General features: G+C 39.5%; 20 protein-coding genes. 10 read left to right on the forward strand and 10 right to left on the reverse strand.

Annotated features, from left to right (window positions below; translation table 11 throughout):
- Positions 1-104 precede the first annotated feature (104 nt).
- From ACTIEV_RS06945 to ACTIEV_RS06955, 3 genes are all read left to right on the forward strand, one after another.
- The gene (locus ACTIEV_RS06945) at positions 105-872 is read left to right on the forward strand and encodes a Bax inhibitor-1/YccA family protein (RefSeq protein WP_178888542.1); all 768 of its coding nucleotides are present in this window, start codon (positions 105-107) and stop codon (positions 870-872) included.
- 144 nt (positions 873-1,016) lie between these two features.
- On the forward strand, positions 1,017-3,038 hold the full coding sequence (locus tag ACTIEV_RS06950) for an alpha-ketoacid dehydrogenase subunit alpha/beta (RefSeq protein ID WP_439516293.1): 2,022 nt from the start codon (positions 1,017-1,019) through the stop codon (positions 3,036-3,038).
- Between the two features lie 157 nt (positions 3,039-3,195).
- Positions 3,196-4,722, forward strand: a complete 1,527-nt coding sequence (locus ACTIEV_RS06955) for a hypothetical protein (protein ID WP_322197034.1) — start codon at positions 3,196-3,198, stop codon at positions 4,720-4,722.
- 145 nt (positions 4,723-4,867) lie between these two features.
- Here the strand turns inward: ACTIEV_RS06955 and ACTIEV_RS06960 are convergent, their stop codons facing one another.
- Positions 4,868-5,341, reverse strand: coding sequence for a hypothetical protein (locus ACTIEV_RS06960; RefSeq protein WP_322197035.1), 474 nt, complete (start codon positions 5,339-5,341; stop codon positions 4,868-4,870).
- A 369-nt stretch (positions 5,342-5,710) separates the two neighbouring features.
- Here ACTIEV_RS06960 and ACTIEV_RS06965 point away from each other — a divergent pair, with 369 nt between their 5' ends.
- From ACTIEV_RS06965 to ACTIEV_RS06975, 3 genes are all read left to right on the forward strand, one after another.
- The gene (locus ACTIEV_RS06965) at positions 5,711-7,252 is read left to right on the forward strand and encodes a serine hydrolase domain-containing protein (RefSeq protein WP_322197036.1); all 1,542 of its coding nucleotides are present in this window, start codon (positions 5,711-5,713) and stop codon (positions 7,250-7,252) included.
- A gap of 252 nt (positions 7,253-7,504) precedes the next feature.
- Positions 7,505-8,722 (forward strand): porin, encoded by a 1,218-nt coding sequence (locus ACTIEV_RS06970; protein WP_322197037.1) that lies wholly within the window; start codon positions 7,505-7,507, stop codon positions 8,720-8,722.
- Between the two features lie 31 nt (positions 8,723-8,753).
- Positions 8,754-9,185: a DUF1801 domain-containing protein gene (locus ACTIEV_RS06975; protein ID WP_322197038.1), complete on the forward strand. Its 432-nt coding sequence runs from the start codon at positions 8,754-8,756 to the stop codon at positions 9,183-9,185.
- Here the strand turns inward: ACTIEV_RS06975 and ACTIEV_RS06980 are convergent.
- The 3 genes from ACTIEV_RS06980 to ACTIEV_RS06990 are packed head-to-tail and all read right to left on the reverse strand — an operon-like array spanning position 9,179 to position 12,394.
- Positions 9,179-9,601, reverse strand: a complete 423-nt coding sequence (locus ACTIEV_RS06980; RefSeq protein WP_322197039.1) for a hypothetical protein — start codon at positions 9,599-9,601, stop codon at positions 9,179-9,181. The genes ACTIEV_RS06975 and ACTIEV_RS06980 overlap by 7 nt on opposite strands.
- 27 nt (positions 9,602-9,628) lie before the next feature.
- Complete coding sequence (locus ACTIEV_RS06985; protein WP_322197040.1) at positions 9,629-10,807, reverse strand: dipeptidase; 1,179 nt, start codon at positions 10,805-10,807, stop codon at positions 9,629-9,631.
- A gap of 24 nt (positions 10,808-10,831) precedes the next feature.
- On the reverse strand, positions 10,832-12,394 hold the full coding sequence (locus ACTIEV_RS06990; protein ID WP_322197041.1) for an N-acyl-D-amino-acid deacylase family protein: 1,563 nt from the start codon (positions 12,392-12,394) through the stop codon (positions 10,832-10,834).
- Between the two features lie 159 nt (positions 12,395-12,553).
- On the opposite strand from ACTIEV_RS06990, the gene prfA reads away from it, so the two are divergent.
- The 3 genes from prfA (at position 12,554) to ACTIEV_RS07005 (ending at position 15,127) form a co-directional block, all read left to right on the forward strand.
- Positions 12,554-13,615, forward strand: a complete 1,062-nt coding sequence (gene prfA / locus ACTIEV_RS06995; RefSeq protein WP_178888552.1) for a peptide chain release factor 1 — start codon at positions 12,554-12,556, stop codon at positions 13,613-13,615.
- 72 nt (positions 13,616-13,687) lie between these two features.
- Entirely contained in the window at positions 13,688-14,401 is a 714-nt protein-coding gene (locus ACTIEV_RS07000; protein WP_322197042.1) for a hypothetical protein, read from the forward strand.
- Between the two features lie 9 nt (positions 14,402-14,410).
- Positions 14,411-15,127: a hypothetical protein gene (locus ACTIEV_RS07005; RefSeq protein ID WP_322197043.1), complete on the forward strand. Its 717-nt coding sequence runs from the start codon at positions 14,411-14,413 to the stop codon at positions 15,125-15,127.
- A 3-nt stretch (positions 15,128-15,130) separates the two neighbouring features.
- On the opposite strand, the gene galE is transcribed toward ACTIEV_RS07005, so the two are convergent.
- The 5 genes from galE to ACTIEV_RS07030 form a co-directional block, all read right to left on the reverse strand.
- Positions 15,131-16,171 carry a UDP-glucose 4-epimerase GalE gene (gene galE / locus ACTIEV_RS07010; protein WP_322197044.1) on the reverse strand — a complete coding sequence of 347 codons (1,041 nt, stop codon included), beginning with the start codon at positions 16,169-16,171 and terminating at the stop codon, positions 15,131-15,133.
- Between the two features lie 42 nt (positions 16,172-16,213).
- The gene (locus tag ACTIEV_RS07015; RefSeq protein ID WP_322197045.1) at positions 16,214-17,254 is read right to left on the reverse strand and encodes an inorganic phosphate transporter; all 1,041 of its coding nucleotides are present in this window, start codon (positions 17,252-17,254) and stop codon (positions 16,214-16,216) included.
- Between the two features lie 90 nt (positions 17,255-17,344).
- On the reverse strand, positions 17,345-17,992 hold the full coding sequence (locus ACTIEV_RS07020) for a DUF47 domain-containing protein (RefSeq protein WP_178888557.1): 648 nt from the start codon (positions 17,990-17,992) through the stop codon (positions 17,345-17,347).
- Between the two features lie 343 nt (positions 17,993-18,335).
- A complete protein-coding gene (locus ACTIEV_RS07025; protein ID WP_250686563.1) occupies positions 18,336-19,385 on the reverse strand; it encodes a sensor histidine kinase in 1,050 nt (349 codons plus the stop codon).
- A 143-nt stretch (positions 19,386-19,528) separates the two neighbouring features.
- Positions 19,529-20,209: a response regulator gene (locus tag ACTIEV_RS07030; RefSeq protein ID WP_178888559.1), complete on the reverse strand. Its 681-nt coding sequence runs from the start codon at positions 20,207-20,209 to the stop codon at positions 19,529-19,531.
- 182 nt (positions 20,210-20,391) lie between these two features.
- Between ACTIEV_RS07030 and ACTIEV_RS07035 the strand changes: the two genes are divergently transcribed.
- Positions 20,392-22,590 carry a hypothetical protein gene (locus ACTIEV_RS07035; protein ID WP_322197046.1) on the forward strand — a complete coding sequence of 733 codons (2,199 nt, stop codon included), beginning with the start codon at positions 20,392-20,394 and terminating at the stop codon, positions 22,588-22,590.
- Here the strand turns inward: ACTIEV_RS07035 and ACTIEV_RS07040 are convergent.
- Positions 22,582-23,220: an MBL fold metallo-hydrolase gene (locus ACTIEV_RS07040; protein WP_322197047.1), complete on the reverse strand. Its 639-nt coding sequence runs from the start codon at positions 23,218-23,220 to the stop codon at positions 22,582-22,584. The genes ACTIEV_RS07035 and ACTIEV_RS07040 overlap by 9 nt on opposite strands.
- Between the last annotated feature and the right edge of the window lie 13 nt (positions 23,221-23,233).

The following is a 23,233-nucleotide window of genomic DNA, read 5'->3' on the forward strand; positions in this document are numbered from 1 at the left end:
ATAAGCCATGAACCATAAGCTATAGCTAAAAGAGTGCCTAATCCTTGAAGCTTTTCCAAACAACCGGTAGTTTCCGTACATTTGAAATAGAAAATTTTTGTATTATGGCTTTATTCAAATCGGGTAACCCTACCCTTACAGAGAAAATGTTCAATAAGAGTCTGCAGTCGGAAGCTGATATGCAGGGAACCATGAGTGTTCGTGGCACCATTAATAAGTTTGGGTTCATGATGCTGATGGTGATTGCAGGCGCTGCTTATACCTGGAATCTGTTTGAACAATTAAATGAGGGATTGATGTACACCCTTATGATTGTAGGTGCAATCGGTGGATTGATCACCGCTTTGGTCATTACTTTCAAACCTACCTGGGCACGTTTTTTAGCCCCTGCTTATGGTATTCTTGAAGGCTTCTTCATAGGTGGACTTTCTGCCGTTATGAATGCTGCTTTTGCAGATCAATATCCCGGACTCATCATGCAAGCGGTAGGGCTCACATTTGGTGTGGCCATTGCAATGTTCTTGCTGTATAACTTTCGTATCATTAATGCCACGCAGAAATTCAAATCAGTGGTGATTGGAGCTACTATGGGCATTGCTATCTTCTATCTCATCACTATGGTACTGCGTCTATTTGGTGTGAATGTGAGTTTCATGTATGATAGCAGTTGGTTGAGCATTGGTATCAGCTTGTTCGTAGTGTCTATCGCTGCACTGAACCTGATCATGGATTTTGATATGATTGAAAAGGGCTCTGAAATCGGTGCCCCTAAACATATGGAATGGTATGGTGCTTTTGGTTTGATGGTTACCATCGTATGGCTATACATTGAAATTCTGCGTTTGTTGAGTAAACTCGGCAGCAGAGACTAATCATTCTATCCCGAATATTTTTATAAGAGGTTGTATCAAAAGTCTGATGCAGCCTCTTTTTTACTATGGACCATGGCCTATCGACCATAAGCCATCAACTATAAACGATTACAAGTATCTTAGTCGCATCATAATAGGTACCCCATGGAATTCAATCGCAAAACATTGTCTGATCCCGAACTGATTTTTATCTATCGCAATATTCTGTTACCCCGAATGATTGAAGAGAAAATGCTGGTATTGCTGCGACAGGGCAAAATCAGTAAATGGTTTAGCGGTATCGGACAAGAAGCCATTGCGGTTGGAAGTACACTTGCGTTACAAAAAGATGAATGGATCATGCCGTTGCATCGTAACCTGGGTGTATTCACCAGCAGACAAATGGGTTTAGAAAAATTATTCAAACAATGGCAAGGCAATAAAGACGGTTACAGCAATGGTCGTGAACGTAGTTTTCATTTTGGCAGTAAGCCGCATTATATCTGTGGAATGATATCGCACCTCGGTCCACAATTGGCATTGGCTGACGGGGTGGCATTGGCATATAAACTCAGACAAGAAAATAAAGTATCACTTGCTTATTCAGGAGATGGTGGTACCAGCGAAGGTGATTTTCATGAAGCACTCAATGTAGCAGCTGTATGGGAGCTACCGGTGATTTTTGTGATTGAAAACAATGGTTATGGATTGAGTACACCTGTCAATGAACAGTATCGCTGTGAAAGCTTGGTTGACAAAGCCAAAGGATATGGTATGGACGGTGTGCGCATAGACGGCAATAATATTTTAGAAGTATATGATACCATCAGAGGTGTGCGTGATTATTGCATACAAAATCAAAAACCTTATTTGATTGAGTGTATGACTTTCCGCATGCGCGGACATGAAGAAGCCAGTGGAACCAAATATGTACCGCAAGAACTCTTTGAGGAATGGGGTAAAAAAGATCCGGTAAAAAATTATGAGCAATACCTGATTGCAGAAGGGATTCTAAATGAAATGCAGGTAGCTGATATCAGACATGAATTCAAAGAATATATAGAGTCAGAACTCAAAGCCGCCTTCGAAGCAGAAGCCATTGTTCCAAGTAGTGAAGAAGAATTGAGAGATGTGTATGCTAAGAAGTCCATGGTGAATGGTGAATTGTCAATGGTGAATATTGAGGATAGCCAATCCTTCATTGACCATTCACCATTCACCATTCACGAAAAACGTTTCGTCGATGCCATACAAGAAGCTTTGCGGATGAGTATGGAAAAACATGAGAACCTGATTTTGATGGGACAGGATATTGCTGAGTATGGCGGTGCATTCAAAATAACAGAAGGTTTTGTACAACAGTTTGGTAAAGAGCGTGTGCGCAATACACCATTGTGTGAAAGCGCTATTGTGGGGACTGCTCTGGGATTGAGTTTGGAAGGGTTTAAGAGTATGATGGAAATGCAGTTTGCAGATTTTGTGACGGTAGGATTTAATCAGATCGTCAACAACCTCGCCAAAATACATTATCGCTGGGGACAAAATGCTGATGTGGTGATTCGTATGCCCACCGGTGGTGGTGTAGGTGCCGGACCTTTTCATTCACAGAGTAATGAAGCTTGGTTTACCCATGTACCGGGATTAAAAGTAGTGTATCCTTCTAATCCACAAGATGCAAAAGGATTGTTGATCGCAGCCATTAATGATCCAAATCCGGTATTATATTTTGAGCACAAAGCATTGTACAGAAGCGTGAGTGGACCTGTACCGGAGATCTATTATGAAACACCCATTGGTAAAGCGGCAATTACAAAAGAAGGAACAGATATTACTATCATCACTTACGGATCGGGTGTGCATTGGGCTCTGGAATACCAGGAGCAACATTCAGACATTTCATTACACATACTTGATCTGAGAACTTTATTACCATTGGATTTTGAAGGAATTCGTGAAGCTGTGATTAAGACCGGAAAAGTATTGATACTCCATGAAGATACACTTACCGGAGGTATTGGTGGAGAAGTCAGTGCGTGGATTAGTGAGCATTGTTTTGAGTCATTAGATGCACCAGTGATGCGTTGTGCTTCCTTAGATACACCGGTTCCATTTAATATGGATCTCGAAAAGAATTTCATGGCGAAAAACAGACTGCAAGAGTTTGTAGAGAAGCTCATGAAATATTAAACAGCGTAATGATGAATATTGAATTTTAAATGAAAAAACATCCGCTTAGGCATACAGGGCATATTAGAGAATTAGATATTTTTTGTTAATGTATCGCCAAGGATAATCAGTATTTGTATCTTAGTATTCCCTTTTTTTCTAACTTAAAAGAACACGCATGTCCAACAGACAAAGGGGTATACATTACTTTTTATTCTTTCTTCAAATAATTGTTGCATCTACAATTGCTGCGCAACATAATGTGAAAATTAATGGTAAGCTCGAGAATGAGACATTAAAGTATGCTTCCATTGAATTCACAGGAAGGATATATCCACCTGATGACGCAGCTAAAGCAGAGCAGATTATTACCGTCAAAAACAACCGATTTTCAACCAGCATCGAAATTGATGAACCGGAAATTGCCATTCTCTATTTGGAAACAGAGAATGGTTTTTTTAGTCAGCCTTTGTTTTTAGCCAAAGACTATCAACTGAATCTAAAACTAACTATTCAAAACAACCAACTTCTTCTTGAAACAACGGGTATTGGCGCCAATGATAACCGAAGATTAGATGTAGAAACAGACCATGAGTTAAAGCCGATTGTAGATCGATTAGATCCCTTACCTGATAGTGCCTATCTGGACCTAAGAAAATTTTTTATTAAAGACAGTATAGCTATCGAAAATTACATTCAAAAATATCAACCCTCTGAAGCATTTAGGATTGCGTGGCGATTACAGTGCCGGTACTCTTTTATTTATGAATATATATTAATCAATGAGAACAGGAGGACACGTATCCCTTCCGCTTATGTCGAAAATAAAAATCAATGGAAGCAAATCAAATATGATCTCTTACGGGATAACCCTATCGTAAATGAAAAAGCATTCAAAGCGAAAGTGCCTGCTTACCTGAATCTGATCGAGCGATTTATTCCTATTGTAAAAGATAGCATTCAAAATGAGCGTACTGATCCAATAGCATTTGTGAATGAATGGTTTGGCGAAGAAATCAAAAAAGAGGGTAAGTCTTTCAGACCGGACTCAAAAAATTTATTGACAAAGAAAATTATTGACCGATTATTTACAGGCGCTATTCGTGACTATCTCTATGCTGTATTATTCAAAAATGCATTAGCAGAAATCGAAATGACCAATCTGGAAAATATTTATAAAGCATATGCATCTAAATACCCTGACAGCAAGTACTTACCCATTTTTGATAGATCAATGCAGGACTTTTTTGATAGAACTACCCGTCGTTTTACTCCAGCCATGAAGTTTATTGAGGGAAGAGATACCATCCATACTTTCAAACAATTGATACAATTAGTCAAAGGCAAAACCATATTGCTGGATATGTGGGGTACTTGGTGCGGACCTTGTAGGAGTGATATCAGCAAACATAGTGCTATTATCAAAGCTCATTTTAAAAATAAGCCTGTAGATTACCTATATGTTGCCAACCTTGAAGAAGAGAATGAGAAAGGATGGAAAGAATTGATTTCATTTTATCAGATGGAAGGATATCATATTCTCGCCTCTGCAGCGCTCACAAAAGACATCATGACCATTGTGAAAGGAACCGGCTATCCAACCTATGCCATTATACGACCGGATGGATCTATTGAGCTGTCTAAAACACAATATCCAATGAAGAGAGAAGTATTGATTCAGCAGATAGAAGAATTATTAAAGTAAAATATTCTTATAAAAGGAAAGATTTTGTTTATTCCAACTCACGGGTAGAATATACTCGCAAAGTTCTCTCGACCATTAATAAATAATGCATGGATTATTTTAACACTAACTCTTAGGCAGAACAATATCAAACATTTTTTTAAGCCTATTCACCACACATCACAATAGCATTATTATCTTTTAATGCAGCGAAATAAAATTCCGTCAATGGCTGTACGTACCCTTCGAATAGGCTTTTTTTATCCCCAGAACCTATGTCTTCAAGCTCCTGCTTGGCTTCTTGTGATAAAGCATCATACATTTTCGAAAAACCTTCAAAGCTGTTAATCTTGTGCTCACATATCCAATTACAAATTTTTGCAACCTCAGATGTAGAAAGAAACCCATTAATTATCCTGTATCCTACTTGCTTTTCTACATAATTTCCTAACAGCATTTTGTAGGGCAAGGCCGCTGTGTCACTATAAGTGTCTACGGTGTTCATAAAAATGATAGCTAAATCCTCTGTCATCTTATAAAGATTAACACTTTTTGATTTATCTATCTCCTTTTCCAGATTGGATAAATCTTCGATTCGATCCGCTTTTCCAACTCGGTATAGTATGATTGAAATTCCCAAAGGCTGTGATTTTGTTTTGAGATAATAGTGGGTTGATATATTAACTTTTGACTGATGACTAAATGCAGACTAAAAAAATATTACCGAAGCAAAAAAAAGGGAAATAAACACTGTTTCATAGCTTTTATTAAAACTTGTGGTGAATTTTGAAACATTGATTATGACTTGGTATCTTGTCTTCTCTTTGCTGCTTTAGATTAAAGTTATAAAAATTTAACTTGATTAGGAGATTGTAAGAAAATACAAAGATGTTTATTGGATGTAAGTCGAAGTGAGAAAAAGTATTGTTGATTTTAACCAATACATTCTTAGAAACAGAGTATCTTACCATACAAGCAAGTATATACCCAATTTAACAATACATCCACCATGAAAAAAAACTATTTTCTACTGGTCTATCTTTTCATATCCATTATATCCTTTTCTCAAACCAATCAATCTTACAAACCCCCATTCTTCAAAGACAATAACCGTCTTGAAAAAATAAAACCCTTCTTCCCCATCATCGAAAAAATATACCGGGAACATGCGGAGAAAAATCATTTTCCCGGATACAGTTTTGGAGTTGTAATGGATGGCAGTTTGGTATTCTCAGGAACCGGTGGATATACTGATGTGGTATCTAAAAATCAGGTTAATAATCAAACTATGTTTCGCATTGCATCCATGTCTAAAAGCTTCACTGCTATGGCTATTTTGAAACTTCGAGATGAGGGTAAACTAAGATTGGATGATGCTGTTGAAAATTACATTCCTGAATTACGCAATCAACAATTAACCAAAGACGCTCCAACTATTACCATTAGAGATCTTATGACTCATTCCGCCGGCTTTCCACAAGATGATCCCTGGGCTGATCGTCAATTAGCAGATACAGAAGAAGAATTGTTAGATGTGATCAAAAAAGGATTACATTTTTCCAATGTACCCGGCTTGCGTTATGAATACAGCAACCTAGGTTTTACCATGTTGGGTTATATCATTCATAAAGTATCGGGTAAACCTTACAGCACCTATATCAAAGAAAATATCTGGCAACCCTTGGGCATGTCGCAAGCTGAATGGGAATTCAGTAAAGTACCTGCTTCCCAATTGGCCAAAGGTCATCGCTGGATCAACAACCAATGGATTGATGAACCTTTATTACACGATGGCATCTATGGCTCTATGGGTGGTATGATTACTTCGATGGAGTCATTCAGCAAATACATCGCTTTCCATTTGAATGCCTGGCCCCCTTCCAATACAGATGATGTAGGTCCGGTGAAACGTAGCACTGTTAGAGAAATGCATCAACCCTGGCGCTATGGTGGACTAAATGCACAATACCGCTACCCTAACGGAAGAACTTGTGCTACAGCATCTGCCTACACCTATGGTCTTCGGTGGACCAATGATTGCGAGGGTAGAACTGCTGTTGGACATAGCGGTGGCTTACCCGGTTTCGGCAGTAACTGGCTGATATTACCCGAGTATGGTATTGGCGTAGCTTTCTTCGCCAATGTGACGTATGCGCCTACTGCAGATCCGAATATTCAAGTATTGGATACTTTGGTAAGAGCTGCACAATTAGAGCCACGTGTCTTACCTCCTTCGGATGTCCTTTTAAAAGCGCAAAAAGAATTACTGTTTCTATTACCCGATTGGAAAAATGCTGCCAACTCTTCACTCTTTGCAGAAAATTTCTTTCTTGATAAGCCCATTCAAGACTTGATCAAAGAATGTCGAGATATTTTTAATGCAGCCGGTAATATTATTCATGTAGACGATATCGTACCCCTGAACCAACTACGCGGACAAGTAACCCTGCGTTGCGAGAATGGAGATATTCAAATTTTCTTTACACTAACCCCTACCAATCCGGCTCAGATCCAAGATTTTAGGATCAGAAGGGTGCAGAGGGGGAGGTGATGGGTGCTAGGTATTTGGTTATCGGGGAATCGGGTGATCGGGGTACTGGGTGCTAGGTGCTTGGTACTAGTTTTTTAAATATTCGAAGTGTTTTCTATTTGCCATAAGCCATCTGCCATGGGCCATGGACCATGGACTATCAACTATTGACTTACCCAAATAACTCACTCATGTTATCAAATCGTTACCAAATCATTATGAAATAGTTACTAAATAGTTAACGAGTAGTTTTGCCGCCGTTAAACAGTTGATATGAAACCAGTTTACGGGGCGATTATTTGTTTGTTTTGGGTACAGATCGGCTTTACACAATCATTAAGTGAGGCTATTAAATCGACCCCCAAACCACCCGCTGAGAAAAAATGGTTTGAAAGTTTTTCAATTCGCGGTTACGTACAGGCACGTTATAATCGCTTGTTGGAAACCAATCCAAATTTAGGCAACGAACAGGGCGACCGTAGTTGGGGTAAAGGCGGCGGTTTATTTTTACGTCGGATGCGTATCATATTTTTTGGACAGATCAGTAAACAAGTATATTTCTATATTCAACCCGACTTTGCCAGTTCAGCCTCTTCCACCAATCTACATTATGGTCAATTAAGAGATGCTTACTTTGATTTGGGAGTAGACAAGAAAAATGAGTTTCGTTTCAGAATTGGACAGAGTAAAATCCCCTATGGTTTTGAGAATATGCAATCGAGTCAAAACCGTTTGCCATTAGACCGTAATGATGCATTGAACAGCGCTATTTCGAATGAACGCGATATTGGTGCGTTTTTCTATTGGGCCCCTACCAAACAAAGAGAGTTATTTTCATCATTGGTGAGAGATGGATTGAAAGGTTCAGGTGACTATGGTGTATTTGCTTTTGGTGTATACAACGGACAAACCGCTAATAGACCGGAGCAAAATGACAAACTACATGTGGTTACACGTTTCTCTTATCCATTACAAATCGGCGATCAGATCATAGAACCGGGTATTCAAGCTTACACAGGTCAGTATGTAGTTACCAGAGAACAAACCAGCAATGGCGCTAAGTTCAAAGCTGATCGAAACTACCTCGATCAACGCGCTGCCGCCACTTTTGTATTGTATCCAAAACCTTTTGGTATTCTCACAGAATACACGATCGGTAAAGGGCCAGAATTCAATCCGGCTACCGATTCCATTGAAACAAGATCATTGCACGGAGGCTATATCACATTGTCCTATATGCTGAAGAAAAAAGAACAAGTGTTTATTCCTTTCATTCGTGGACAATACTATAATGGCGGCAAGAAGCATGAATTGGACGCACGCAGTTATCGTGTAAGAGAAATGGAAATCGGTATTGAATGGCAGCCGGTGAAACAATTTGAATTGGTAGCCATGTATACCATCTCCTCTCGCAGGTATGAAGACTTCGCTTTACAAAATAACTTACAGCGTGGCAATTTACTTCGCTTGCAAGCGCAGATAAATTTCTAACTTAGGGTTATTCATCAACCCATCCATTACAATGGCCGAGATCAAAACTAAAGTCGGACAGGAAAACATCACCGACTTTCTGAATACGATTACACCTGAGCAAAAAAAGAAAGACGCTTTTCAATTACTGGAACTTTTTCAAAAGATCACCGGATTAACACCCCAATTATGGGGCGGCGCTATTGTTGGTTTTGGGAAATACCAGTACCAACAAAAAGGCGGTCAAAAAGGCGAATGGTTTTTGGCAGGTTTTGCTCCTCGCAAATCAAACATCAGTATCTATACCATGGCAGGCTTTGACCAATATGAATCATTGCTGAAACAATTGGGTAAATACAAAACCGGTATGGGTTGTTTATACATCAACAAACTGGCAGATGTGGACGTTGCTATCTTAGAAAAGATTGCACATGCTTCTTTTGAAGAGATGAAGAAAAAATCTACTACACTCGTACGTTACTGACGCACAGGTAATGGCTTCCCTACTTCAACCGAACAATCATGTCCTGGTTGACCATGTGGCGGATTGATCAATACCTTTCCTCCAGTACTAGGTGCAGACTGCATCATCGGAGCATTTTGTGTTGCAGGCGCTGTATTCATTTGGACAGGCGCAGGTGCAGAATTTGCATTGGGTGCACTATTCAAAGGAGCACCTACGGCAATATCACAACGATGTCCGGGTAACCCATGTGCAGGGTTCAACGCTATGGGTTCTGCATTGGGTGTGCTCACCTTAGGAGCTGAATCACTGATAGTCGGCGCAGCCACAGTTTGCGGTGCTGGCGATACGGTATTCATGTCTACATTCCCTTCTCCTTCATTGCTATTACAGGCGGCTGCGAATAGGGTTATTACCAACAGACTTAGAATTCTCATGGTTTTGTTTTTAGTAAAGCTAATGGTTTACGATTTCATATTGGCTTTAAAGACTCGAATAAAATTACCTCCCAATATTTTTTGGATGTCTTTTTTCTTATACCCTCTCTCCAATAATGCTTTGGTGATCAACGGCAATCCTGTTACATCATCCAATTGTTGGGGTGAGGAACTGATTCCATCAAAATCAGAACCCAACCCAACATGATCTACACCGATCAACTTTACGATATAGTCCAGATGATCTAACAACAATGACAAAGGCGGACGAAGACTTTTCACCTCATCCGGATATTTTTCAAACAACACCTGCGATGCATAATAAGGTTCCGGATTGATTTTGCGTAAAGAATCTCTTTCCACCTTATGTGCTTGCAGAAAAGCATTGTTACGGGCATTGAATCCACTATCCAAAAAACCGGAATAAAAATTCAAATGAACCACCCCATTGTTCTTGGCAATAGCTTTTAGTTGATCATCTTTCAAATTACGAGATACCGGACAAATAGCATGCACACAACTATGAGAAGCAATCACGGGTTTGGTAGTAGTAGCGATGGCATCCCAGAAAGTTCGCTCCCCAACATGCGACACATCTACAATCATTCCCAATTCGTTCATCCGTTGAACAATTTGTTTACCCAATGCAGTGAGCCCTCTTTTTTCCATGGGTAATGTGTCTTTAACTTCATCGGCAGCAGAAGTTGCCCATGCGGTAGAATTGTTCCAGGTCAGTGTCATATAGCGAACACCTCTTTCGAAAAGTTGATCTAATTTTTGTAAGTCATCTTCAATCATGTGTCCACCTTCCACACCCATCATGGCACCTAACTTTTTTTCTTTTACGGCACGTTGCAGGTCTGATGGCGTTTTTACCAGCATCATTGCAGATAGATTTCTTTCCACCCAAGCATATACTGAATCTATTTCCTGATTGGCTCTTTTGTAGGCGGCTCCTTTTCCAAAACCACCATCGCAGAAAATGGAAAATACTTGTATGTCCATACCGCCTTCTTTCATACGTTGTAAATCTGAATGCGTTCTGCCTTTCAGGTTCTGATCAAATCGAACACCTTTATCAGCTGCTTGTGTAGGAAAATCATTATGCGTATCGATAACAATGGACCGTTGGTGCAATTTTTTATAGGATTGCGACATCGCCAATAATGGCATTAGCAATAAAAAAAATACAACTGTTTTTTTCATAGTATGAACTTAAAAAGATACGATTTACTCGATTGATTTACGCAATGCTTTACCGGCGCGCACTCCGGTATGCTGACCTTCGTTAACAGTTATTTGTCCATTCACCAATACATAACTAAACCCGGATGAATATTGATGTGGTTGATCAAATGTAGAACGATCGATCACTGTTTTTTCATCAAAGATGACAATATCTGCTGCCATTCCTTCCAGTAATAATCCACGATCTTTTAATCTGAATTTGGTTGCAGGCAGTGAAGTCATTCTGCGAATGGCTTCTTCGAGTTCAATTACTTTTTCCTCACGAACATATTTCCCCAATACCCTTGCATTGGTTCCATATCCTCTCGGATGTGGATTGCCTTGTTGGTAGATACGAATGCTGGCATCAGAAGCAAACATATTGAAGGGATATTGCATGATCGTTTTTACATCATCCTCACTCATTCCATGAAATACCATTCCCGCACCACCTTGCTCCATCATTTGAATAATAACTTCTGCCTCTGACACTGCGGTATGTGGATTGCCTTTTGATAAATTCACTTGTTCAATACTTTTTCCATTCAAAGTAGTATCTGCCTCAAAATAAGCGACTACCGGATAACTGAAATGTTGCAATTTTCTTTTCGCAAGTTTTTGTAGCATGTACTGCTTCACTTCCTCACGAATCTTCGGATTTTTTAGCCTGGCATTAATTGAATCTCTACCATCGGCCAAAACCCAATCAGGTAATAAAGTACTGAGTGAAGTACTAGATGCAGTGTAAGGATATTGATCGATGGTGACATCCAATCCTTGCTGTCTTGCCTGCATCACCATCGGAATGGTTTCTTTACTTCTTCCCCAGTTTTGTTGTCCACTAAGTTTGAAATGCGATATCTGAACCGGCAATCCTGCTTCTTTACCAATGTACAATGCCTCTTCGATGGCTTGCACCACACTATCACCTTCATCTCTCATGTGACTTGCATAAACGCCCTGATACTTTGCTGTTACTTTCGCCAAACGCACCACTTCCTCAGTCTTAGAATAGGTGCCTGGAATATAGATGAGTCCGGTAGACATTCCCACAGCACCGCTTTTCATGGCTTTCTCTACCAACTGCTCCATTTGTAACATTTCTGCTTCGGTAGGATCTCTTTTCACAGTGCCCATTACAGCTTTACGCACATCATTGTGTCCGATCAGCGCCGCAACATTCACTGAAGTACGCAAACTATCTACCATGCTGAGGTAAGCATCAATGTCAGCTTCTGATAATCCACAATTACCGGTGATAACGGTTGTAACACCATCATAAATGAAATTGGCTGCTTCCGGATGTTTTTTTTCATCTTTTTCAATATGGGTATGCACATCAATAAAGCCCGGAGCTACAATTTTTTGTTGGGCATCAATAATGCGATTGGCAGTCCATTTACCCAAGCTCCCGATGCGAACAATTTTTCCATTGCTGATAGCAATATCACCATAGTACCAGGAATTGCCCGTTCCATCAAGTATGCGACCGTTTTTTATGAGTATTTCTGCCTGCTGTGCCTTCGCAGTACCACATAAAAGAAGAAAAATGACCAATAAACGCATATAAAAAGATTATGCTGAAAGATAAGCAATCTTGACAGACTGGTTTAGCAGCTATTTTTTGCTATGAGCTATAACAATACGCTCATAGAAAGATAGCTGACCTAAGAAGCCAAAACTCAGCCCGAAAGCTGTAATTTTGCACTCCATAAAAAAACGGATATGCTGGATAAGCTCGATGCCATCAAAGCCAGATTTGAACAAGTAGGTGTAGCACTTACCAATCCTGAGATCATTAATGATCAGAAGCAGTTTGGTGCATACAGCAAAGAGTATCGTTCTTTAGAGAAGATCGTAAAACCTTATGATGAATATCAAAAGGTGATGGCAGACTACACTTTTGCTAAAGACAATCAGAACAGCAGTGATCCTGATATGCGTGAGTTAGCCAAAATGGAATTGCCTGAACTGGAAGAAAAGAAAGAAGCGCTGGAAAAAGAATTAACCAAACTACTTATACCGAAAGATCCACAGGATGATAAAAATGCCATTCTGGAAATTCGTGCCGGTACAGGTGGTGATGAAGCGAGTTTATTTGCTGGTGATCTCTTAGGCATGTATTTGCGGTATTGTGCTAAAAAAGGATGGAAAGCCGCTGTAGTGAGTGAAAGTGAAGGAACAGTAGGCGGATACAAAGAAGTTGTGGTAGAAGTTACCGGTGAAGATGTGTATGGCACTTTAAAATTCGAAAGCGGTGTACATCGTGTTCAACGTGTTCCCGATACAGAAACACAAGGGCGTGTGCACACTTCAGCAGCAACTGTTGCCGTGATGCCGGAAGCTGAGGAAGTAGATTTTGAATTGAAAGAAAGTGATGTGAAAATGGAAACTGCCCGAAGTGGCGGTGCGGGCGGACAAAACGTTAACAAAGTAGAGACCAAAGTATTTTTGACCCATATTCCTACCGGTGTGGTAGTGGTTTGTCAGACCGAACGTTCGCAGTTAGGCAACCGTGAAAAAGCCATGGCCATGTTGCGTACCAAATTATATGAAGAACAGGTACGTAAACAAGAAGAAGAAATTGCACGCCACAGAAAAACATTGGTAAGTACGGGCGACAGGAGTGCCAAGATCAGAACTTATAACTGGCCGCAGGGTCGTGTCACTGATCATCGTATTGGCTTGACTTCCTACAACTTAGATGCAGTGATCAATGGCGAGATCGATGAATTCATCGAAGCCTTACAAGTGGCTGAAAACGCCGAGAAAATGTTGGTGCAATAAGTTTCCCCTTCTATCTGTTTTGCAACGATTTTATAACAGAGGTTGTCTATATTTATATAGTAAAAATCTGTTATGCAGAAAACCTTTGTATATATTTTCCTGTTCGTACTATTGGCAGGTAGTAGTAAAGGACAAATAGGTTCCTATTCATTTTCAGGAGGTTCTAATGTATTGTACAACAATGGCTATGGCATACCTTGGCTAAACTCAGACCTATTCATTGCGGACGGCTCTCCTTTTTATGATACCTCGTTTTGCTTGGGATCCATTCAACTGACCAATGGAAAAATGTACAGTGGTATTAAACTAAAGCTGAATCTCGAGGAACAGAAAATCATTTTTGAAGTAGAAGATGGCAAAGCTTTTGTTCTATCTGTTCCGGTATCACGTGTTGAGTTAGGATGCACCGGTTCATTACAACCAACAGTATTCCGTTCCGGATTCACCGCCATTGATAAACAAAATGAGCGTTCCTTATACCAAGTACTCGATTCCGGAAAAGTATTACTATTGAAATATACAGAGATCAGATTCAAAGATTCTAAAGCCTATAACAGTAATGATATGACGAGAAGTTATCGACAACTTCCCAGTTATTATTTATGGATACCGGGGAAAGACATGATTAAGATTTCAAACAATGAAAATGATTTGGTAGGGATGCTTTCCGATCAACAAAAATTATTGAAAGATGCTATATTGAAAGAGAAATGGAAGGTAAGAAAAGAAGCAGACCTCATTAAGATCGTTTCTTTATACAATCGTTCTTCTATAAAAGGTTTTTAAAAAATGCATATGAAAAAACATATTTTGCTACTACTCACCACCAGTTTTATGAGTTATGTAGCTTTAGCTCAGAGTTTTGAAAGGATAGATCCTTTGCGCCATACAAAAGAAACCATCCAGTTCATGAACGACGGGAATGGCCAACCTTTTAAACCTACTCGTGGTTTTGAAGAAGAAGGCTCCCCATTTTTTGCCAATGACTATTTGGAAAGCACGATTCAATTACTGAATGGGAAAAGCTACCACCGTGTTCCGGTGAAGATCAATTATCTAACAGGTCAGTTATTATTTAAAACAGAAGATGGACAGGAAATGACTGTCATTAAACCTTTTCAACGTATTGAACTCTTCCGTGAAGGACAGAAATATATTTTTAGAAGTGGATTCCCCCCTATAGATAAACAAAATGAATTCACTTTATATGAAATGCTTGATTCCGGTGCTGCGATATTATTGAAACATACATCCGTAACATTTCAAGACAAGCAACCTTATAACGGGGTGAATATTATCAGGACTTACACAAAAAAAGAAGTGTATTATTCTTATATACCTACCAACGGATTGATTGCATTACCGGCTGAACCAACAGAACTAATTCGTTTATTTGGAAAAGACGCTATTGCGATGAATAATTATCTGCTGGCGCATAAACTCAAGACTAAAAAAGAAACAGATCTGATCAAATTATTTGCGCATTATAACGCCCTCAAAAAATCAAATTGATCTTTAGTTTTTGTTGATGCTGTCTTCTTCTTTTTTGATTTTTTGCTCCCATGCCCAAGCGGTATGCATCATCTGTTCTAGGTCGTAACGAATTGTCCAGCCAAGTTGGTGTATGGCTTTTTCATTGTTGGCATAGATTGCTTCAATATCACCCGGTCTTCTTGGCCCCATTTCATAATTCAATTGTTGACCACTTACTTTCTCAAATGTATGAATGGCTTCCAGTACGGTGATCCCATTACCGGTGCCGAGGTTAAATACTTCACAATTGTATTGATTATTACCAGCTCGTAAATAGTCAACAGCAAGCGTATGGGCATGCGCGATATCTGATACATGGATATAATCACGGATACAACTACCATCTCGTGTTTGGTAATCATTACCATATACCATCATCTTCGGTAATTTACCGATTGCGGTTTGTGTAATAACAGGAACCAGATTTTGTGGCTTTCCTAAAGGCAATTCGCCAATCAGACAAGAAGGATGGGCTCCTACCGGATTGAAATAACGTAATAAAACGACTTGGGTATTTGAAGCTTGCGCAAAATCACGAAGCATTTGTTCCCCCATTTGTTTGGTGGCCCCGTATGGTGAAGCTGCTTGTTGCAAAGCTGTTTCTTCGGTTACAGGAAACCGATCTGGATTACCATATACTGTACAGGAAGAGGAAAATACCAGCTGCTGAATATTAAACTCCTTCACGCATTTCAAAATACTAACCAGCGAACCCATATTATTTTCATAATACAATAAAGGTTGTTCTACCGATTCACCGACTGCTTTATATGCTGCAAAATGAATCACTGCACTGATGTCGGGATTCTCTTGAAATACAGCTAAGGTTTCATCAAAATTCTTGAGATCGACTTTATAATTCTTGATACGCTTACCTGTGATCAATTGTATGCCAGTGATTGGATAAGGGGTGGACCGTGATTGATCATCAATAGAAATCACGTCATATCCATTTTCGATCAGATCCACAATGGTATGTGAACCAATATATCCGCAGCCTCCAGTAACCAATATTTTTGCCATGTTCAAAACTTGATACGGCAAAATACATAGCTCTGCTTAGAATCAGATAAAAAATTTGATGATATAGTAAATCAATGCTGCCATAGCAGCAGAAACAGGAATGGTTAAAATCCATGCCCAAAGAAGATTCACCGTTACTCCCCAACGTACTGCGCTCAATCGTTTAGTGGCACCTACACCTATGATAGCCCCTGTAATGGTATGAGTAGTACTTACCGGGATGGCTAATTTCTCTGTGAGGAATAAAGTAATAGCTCCTGCTGTTTCAGCACTTACCCCTTCCAGTGGCGTTACTTTTGTAATTCTAGTACCCATCGTCTTAACAATTTTCCATCCTCCACTCATGGTTCCCAATCCGATCACAAGAAAACTACAAAAAGGTACCCAGCTATACTCAGTTACAAATTGATTGAATGTCATATCCACACCCAATGATTTTTCGTAGTAAATAATGGCAGCTCCAATAATACCCATTACTTTTTGCGCATCATTACCACCATGCCCTAAACTAAATGCTGCAGATGAAACCAACTGAAGTCTTTTAAACCAAGTTTCTGCTTTATACGGATTGGCTCGTTTGCAGAGGTGCACAATTAAAATGGTAATGAAAAATGCCATAAACATCCCTATCAATGGAGCCATGAAAATGAATAAGAATGTTGGAATGACTTTAGCATAGTTTACCACATCAATTCCACCTTCACTAAAGCCACCCGCATGTGCTAATGCTGCCCCCATAAAACCACCCAATAAAGTATGTGATGAGCTAGAGGGAATACCAAACCACCAAGTAACCAGATTCCAAGTGATGGCTGCAATCAACCCTGCCAGAATAACTTCGAGTGTGATAAAATTTTCGTTGACAGATTTAGCAATCGTATTACCAATTTTAAATTCCCCGATCAGGTATTTCGAAATAAAGAAGGCTGCAAAGTTGAATATAGCAGCCCAAAGTACCGCCTGAAATGGCGTCAATACTTTTGTTGAAACGATGGTAGCAATAGAGTTTGCCGCATCATGAAACCCATTGATATAATCGAAGATAAAAGCCAGAACAATGATGATGACCAGGAGGGTGAACATAGGGTTGATTTTTCTGGGGAGAAAAAGTGAAAGGTGAAAGGTGAAAAGTGAAACAAAAATCATTTCACTTTTCACCTTTCACTTTTCACTTTAAGCATACTTAATAATAATAGATTCAATTACATTGGCTGCGTCTTCACATTTATCAGTCGCAATTTCCATGACCTGATAAATTTCTCTTTTCTTGATCACTTCTTTAAAGTCATTCTCTTGCTGGAACAACATTTCAATACTCATATCAAATACATCATCAGCCTGGTTCTCGATGCTGTTTACTTTTACCATCGCCTCGGTCATCTCACGCAGGTTCTTCATATCACGTAGTCCATTCACCGCTTTTTTGATCTCGATGGTACCCTGCAGGATCAGATCCGCCATTTTCTGAATACCGGTATCATTCGGATTTACACTGTAGAAATTGATCTTTTTAGAAGATGCGAAAATATAATCGGCAATATCATCCAAAGCTGTTGCCAGGTAGTGGATGTCTTCACGATCGAACGGGGTGATGAAATTTCTGCCTAATTCAGTAAAAATGCGGTGGGTATTATCGTCGTTTTTATGCTCCAGGTCTTCAATCTGAGCCAGTACCGCTGCACGTTTGTTATTATCGGGTTCACTCACCATCTCCTTGAGTTTCAAGCCCATTTCGTGCACTTTTTCGGCTACATCTTCAAATAATTCATAGAAAACTTTATTTTTTGGCATGAACAAACGGCCGAAAGTATTGATACCCATAGGTTAAAATTTACGCAAAAATAGGCTTACGGTACCGATGTAGAAAGGAAAACAAGGAATTAATAATTAGGTAACATTAAAATTTGCTGAATTTCTGTATATGTACCTAATCGCAATCGTTAACGGTTTGTTCTCATTTAGGACATTTCCGGTTAACACAGCCCCTGCAATTTTGCAACGCAGTTTATCGTAATTGAGCAACGAAAGTAGATTTTCTCATGTGTCGGCCCCGATGTCTATCGGGGCTTTGCGTGGGAGGGGGGAAGTGAAAGGTGAAAGGGAAAACTTTACTAAGGACCATAGTAGGAAATCATCCTTTTCACGTTTCACCTCTCACCTCCCCTCATTCCCTCTTCGCATCCAACGTAAACCCAATCGTAGTTCCTACATCCAGTTTACTACGAACATGCATGGTTTGTCCGTGGGCTTCAATGATATGTTTACAGATGGCTAGTCCGAGTCCGGTACCTCCTTTATCTCTGCTCCTACCTCGATCTGTACGGTAAAATCGTTCGAATATTCTGGGTAAATGTTCTTCAGCAATACCAATACCATCATCACTAAATTCAATTAATACGTGTTCATCATCCGTTCGATAAATACTCGCAACAATGGTTCCATCCTGCTTACCATATTTCACTGCATTCTCCAAGAGATTATTCATGACCTGTCTGATCTTCTCTTGATCTGCAAATACTGTGATTGGATATTCGCAACCTTTTTTTATAGAACACTTGATATTTTTAGCAGTTGTTTTAATAGACAGTGTTTCATACACTTCTTTGATCAATTCCTGGATCACAAAATTCTCTTTATACAAAGGCTGTTCCCCGCTTTCCAGTCTGGATATCTCATCCAGATCTTTCACAAGGTTCACCATGCGGTCTACATTCCTGGCTGTATTTTCCAAGAAACGTTTACGTACATCAGGCGATTCCATCGCGCCACTTAATAGCGTATCTACATATCCTTGAATAGCGAAAATGGGTGTTTTAAATTCATGTGCCAGGTTCTGCAGAAATTCTTTGCGGTATGCTTCATTGTTTTTGAGTAATTCAATCTCTGCACTTCTTTGTTCCGCCCATTTTTCTACATCTTCTCTCACCTCATCAATTCCTTTTTGCGGTAAGATATATTTGTAATAAGTTTCTTCTCTTTTGCTTGCTTTTGTTTGATAGATGAATTTATAGATCAACTTGATTTTGCGATAGATAAAAGACTCTAATACCGTTCTGATCAGTAAATAACTACCTAAAAAAGTCAATACCAAAGAACCCACCGCTATTTTCCAATCTGGCTCAATAATCCAAATGCCTAATGAAATAGGAATCGACAAAATCAAAGCAGTAAATGCCGATAACTGTTGCGGAGAAAGATTCTTTGTTTTGAACATTACCACTAAGGTAGGGAAAGAGAGAAATCAGAAATAAAGAATAAGAAATAAGGAACAGAGAAATGAAGAATAATGAATTTTGAAGTAGCACCATACAATCACTTGTGGCATGGGCTTGAAGCTTGCGGCGTGTAGCCTACAGCTCACAGCTCAAACTTATATCCAACCCCTTTAACCGTTGTAATACAATCCACTCCCAACTTCTGACGCACTTTGCGGATATGAACGTCAATGGTTCTGTCGCCTACGATTACATCATTACCCCAGATCTGCGAAAGGATTTCATTACGAAGGAAAACTCTTCCCGGACGAGATGCGAGCAAATACAGCAACTCAAACTCTTTTTTTGCCAACACCACTTCCTGTTCATCAATGATAACATTGAATTTTACAGGATCGATCTGAATATTGGCGATTTTGATGGTTTTACCGGTGTCTTTTGAATTCACGCGTCTGAATAATGCGTTGACGCGACTCACCAGTACTTTCGGGCTAATGGGTTTGCTTACATAATCATCAGCACCCGTTTCCAGTCCTTTAATTTGAGAGGCTTCATCACTGAGAGCGGTTAGGAAAATGATCAAAGTATCCTGAAACAAAGGTTGTGAACGGAGTATCTGGCAAACTTCCACACCCGTTTTTTTGGGCATCATGATATCCAAAATGATCAGGTCGGGATGAATTTGCTTGGCTTTTTCGATGGCTTCGTTTCCATCTTTGGCGGTGTAGACCTCATACCCTTCTTTGGTGAGGTTATAAGAGATGATCTCTAATATGTCTTGCTCGTCGTCTGCAATCAAAATCTGTTTCGGCTTGCCTTCCATTGTTAACCTTATGTTTACACAAAATTAATTTTAAACATTGGCATAAAAGGTTTTTGGCACTATTATGTTATTGTTAACTGATTACGCCGCTTTTAAGCTGTCTAAATGAGGGAGTTGGAAGCCTTTTTATGCAAATCCTCCTATTCCATCATTTGGCAGTATTTTTGTATAAGTGTATGAGCATGAAGAAATTTTACCTGATCGTTCTGTTATGGGCTGTATCCATCACTTCTTTTGCACAACAGGAAATGGCCATGCCGCCCATTCCGTTGATGCGTGAGGTACACCATTCGTATATCGAAACCAGTCTTCGCAATATTGCCAAACTGAGCAGTATTGCTGATACTGTTTTCCCTGTCACCAATGATCCTAAACTCAATCAGTCCATCCATAAAAGCATTCGAACCTATGTACACAATATGCGTGCAATAGTTGAATCGAGTTCGAAGCTGAGTGATAATGAAAAATATACCTGGCTAAGAGGTATCAATGATTTGCTTACCGGCTTTCAATCTGCATGGCAGGCCCGCATCATCCGCAATATCATGTATCCCGGACTTATCAAAGCCTTTTATGAGTGTATGCTATTGGAACTGGACGGAAAATCAATTCTTCCAGTAATTGAACAAAATGAATTAGAGATCGGTAATGTATTGATCCAAAATTATTGCTTAAAAAACAATAGCGGTATAGAAGCAGCAAAAGATGTATTGGTTTTGAAGACATGTCAACGTGAGCCTGATAATATCCTCAAAGTACTTACTCGTTTCCCCAATAATCGATACGCCGATAGTTTGATTACCATCAGCGCATTCCGGAATCAGGAAGAACTCTATAATTATGCTGCTGCACCGAATGCACTCGGACAAAAAATTCAGCAGGTACAACATCCTTTGGTGAAATTGATCGCAACATTGGCTAGGTCAAAAAATGGTAGAATGTATTTTCCTTTTTTGGATGATCTCTATCAAAATAAAATCACCATCAATCAAATTGCGCCAATATTGAACAATGAGTCTTCTGATAACTATTATAAATTATTGGTGAAAACTAGGATAGGCTATGCTGAAAGAATGAGGAAAGGCGATACCCCTATGGCTGCCAAAACCTTGGTGGGTAAGCTTCGTAGTAAAGCTGTAGAACTATATATCAATGAAATCAATGCTTTACATGATGAATCAAATCCTATTATTCGCTTTAAGAAAATAGATTCATTAAATCCACAGGAACTCTATTATTTAGCCGTATTGGGAGAAGAGGAAATTTATACTTCCAGTTTTGTTTCAGGAGTGTACCCTCGCATTTTTGCACGCTTTAAAAATGGAGATGCTGATTCCCTCTTACAAACATTGCATTATGATTTTTATCGTAAGTTTTTAAAAATGTCGGCAGCTTATAATACACTCGATGATTTTTTGAAACGCATGAGTAAGCCTGCTGCTCAAAAACTAGTACGGAATTTTGTTAATGGATTAGAGAAAACCGGCTCACTAGAAGATGCCGTTGATGTAGCAGATTCTTATGCCAGTATTTATAATAAAGATATCCGCAAACTCATACTATCGCAGGTACAACAAAATCTTCGAAGCAGTAAAACGCAGCAAGATAAAAGAGGAGAAGTGATTTATCATTTACTCAACACTATTTTCGTTTCTGCAGATTCATCCGGCAAAACAAATCTTTCTGCATCTCTTGGTATCAACACGGTATACAATATGCCATTAAAAGAATTACAGAATGCTTCAGGAAGAATCATCATTCAGCAATACGCTTATGGCGATAAAGATGCAGAAAGTTACTTTGGTGCATTTCTGGCTCGTTTTAGCAATAGCAATTGGCGTATCGTTCGAAAACCTTATTGGGTAGAGATCAGTTCTGCGCGTGGTACACCCGTAACCATCTATGCAAACCTCCCACTTGATGAAACCAAAGACCTAGATGCAATGGCACAAGACAGTCTCAACTATTATTTAGAGACGAACGGGTTACAGCCAACCATGGTCATCCATCGCGGACACAGCTATTATCTCCAACAAACCATTGACCAACTGGCTCCTTCTGCCAAAGTGGTCTTGTTGGGTAGTTGCGGAGGCTATCAAAAACTAAATTTGGTATTGGATATTTGTCCAAGCGCCCATATTATATCTTCCAAACAAGTAGCAGCCGGTGTACTCAATCAAGCTTTGATTGATGCTATTACTGACCAAATCAGACTGAATAAAGATCTGGTGTGGGAGGAGATCTGGCAAAAACTTCAGAACCGCGTAACCGGCGGGTACAAAGAAAAGTTTGAAGACTATATTCCACCACACAAAAACCTAGGTGCCATTTTCATCATGGCCTTTAATAAGGCTATGGAAAATGGGAGCGGGTCAAACTAAAAATGGATTGTTTCTTTTTTCATAACCGATAGTGGTGGTAATACCATGACCTGGGAATACTTTGACCTCATCCGGCAATACCCATAATTTCTCCCGAATACTATTAAGCAAGGTTTGATGGTCTCCGCCCGGTAGGTCGGTTCTGCCAATACTTTGATGGAACAATACATCTCCTCCAATCAATAGTTGTTGTTCTTGATGGTAAAAACAGATGCTTCCCGGTGAGTGTCCGGGTGCCCAAATCACCTGCAAAGCATCATTTCCCAGATTCACGGTATCTCCTTCCTGAAGAAAGTGTAAGGGGCCGTCATAATTTTCAAAAGGAAGCCCCCAACGTTCTCCGGAACGTGGAGCATGAGCTAATACCTGTTCTTCCAAGGGATGTAAATAAAGTTCCAGATTGAACTCATCATACACCCATTTGTTACCAAAAACATGGTCTAAATGACAATGTGTATTGAGCAACTGAACAGGATCCAGCTTCGTATCTTTTATAAAGTTTTTTAACGTTTCCTGTTCAGCGGAAAAGTAACAACCGGGATCAATTATAATAGCTTTGCCTTGTTCATTATAAAGCACATAGGTGTTTTCCTGAACAGGGCTGAAAATAAAGGCCTTTACCTTGAGCATAACGTTTTTTATG

This window comes from Sediminibacterium sp., assembly GCF_051861365.1.
Taxonomy (GTDB): Bacteria; Bacteroidota; Bacteroidia; order Chitinophagales; family Chitinophagaceae; genus Sediminibacterium.

Coding starts and splice junctions, on each gene's coding strand:
- ACTIEV_RS07035 (WP_322197046.1), top strand. CDS start 20,392: ATGAAGAAATTTTACCTGATCGTTCTGTTATGGGCTGTATCCATCACT.
- ACTIEV_RS06975 (WP_322197038.1), top strand. CDS start 8,754: ATGGCCGAGATCAAAACTAAAGTCGGACAGGAAAACATCACCGACTTT.
- ACTIEV_RS06950 (WP_439516293.1), top strand. CDS start 1,017: ATGGAATTCAATCGCAAAACATTGTCTGATCCCGAACTGATTTTTATC.
- ACTIEV_RS06990 (WP_322197041.1), bottom strand. CDS start 12,394: ATGCGTTTATTGGTCATTTTTCTTCTTTTATGTGGTACTGCGAAGGCA.
- ACTIEV_RS07015 (WP_322197045.1), bottom strand. CDS start 17,254: ATGTTCACCCTCCTGGTCATCATCATTGTTCTGGCTTTTATCTTCGAT.
- ACTIEV_RS07020 (WP_178888557.1), bottom strand. CDS start 17,992: ATGGGTATCAATACTTTCGGCCGTTTGTTCATGCCAAAAAATAAAGTT.
- ACTIEV_RS07000 (WP_322197042.1), top strand. CDS start 13,688: ATGCAGAAAACCTTTGTATATATTTTCCTGTTCGTACTATTGGCAGGT.
- ACTIEV_RS06985 (WP_322197040.1), bottom strand. CDS start 10,807: ATGAAAAAAACAGTTGTATTTTTTTTATTGCTAATGCCATTATTGGCG.
- ACTIEV_RS06980 (WP_322197039.1), bottom strand. CDS start 9,601: ATGAGAATTCTAAGTCTGTTGGTAATAACCCTATTCGCAGCCGCCTGT.
- ACTIEV_RS06945 (WP_178888542.1), top strand. CDS start 105: ATGGCTTTATTCAAATCGGGTAACCCTACCCTTACAGAGAAAATGTTC.
- ACTIEV_RS07005 (WP_322197043.1), top strand. CDS start 14,411: ATGAAAAAACATATTTTGCTACTACTCACCACCAGTTTTATGAGTTAT.
- ACTIEV_RS06955 (WP_322197034.1), top strand. CDS start 3,196: ATGTCCAACAGACAAAGGGGTATACATTACTTTTTATTCTTTCTTCAA.
- ACTIEV_RS06970 (WP_322197037.1), top strand. CDS start 7,505: ATGAAACCAGTTTACGGGGCGATTATTTGTTTGTTTTGGGTACAGATC.
- ACTIEV_RS07025 (WP_250686563.1), bottom strand. CDS start 19,385: ATGTTCAAAACAAAGAATCTTTCTCCGCAACAGTTATCGGCATTTACT.
- prfA (WP_178888552.1), top strand. CDS start 12,554: ATGCTGGATAAGCTCGATGCCATCAAAGCCAGATTTGAACAAGTAGGT.
- ACTIEV_RS07030 (WP_178888559.1), bottom strand. CDS start 20,209: ATGGAAGGCAAGCCGAAACAGATTTTGATTGCAGACGACGAGCAAGAC.
- ACTIEV_RS06965 (WP_322197036.1), top strand. CDS start 5,711: ATGAAAAAAAACTATTTTCTACTGGTCTATCTTTTCATATCCATTATA.
- ACTIEV_RS07040 (WP_322197047.1), bottom strand. CDS start 23,220: ATGCTCAAGGTAAAGGCCTTTATTTTCAGCCCTGTTCAGGAAAACACC.
- galE (WP_322197044.1), bottom strand. CDS start 16,171: ATGGCAAAAATATTGGTTACTGGAGGCTGCGGATATATTGGTTCACAT.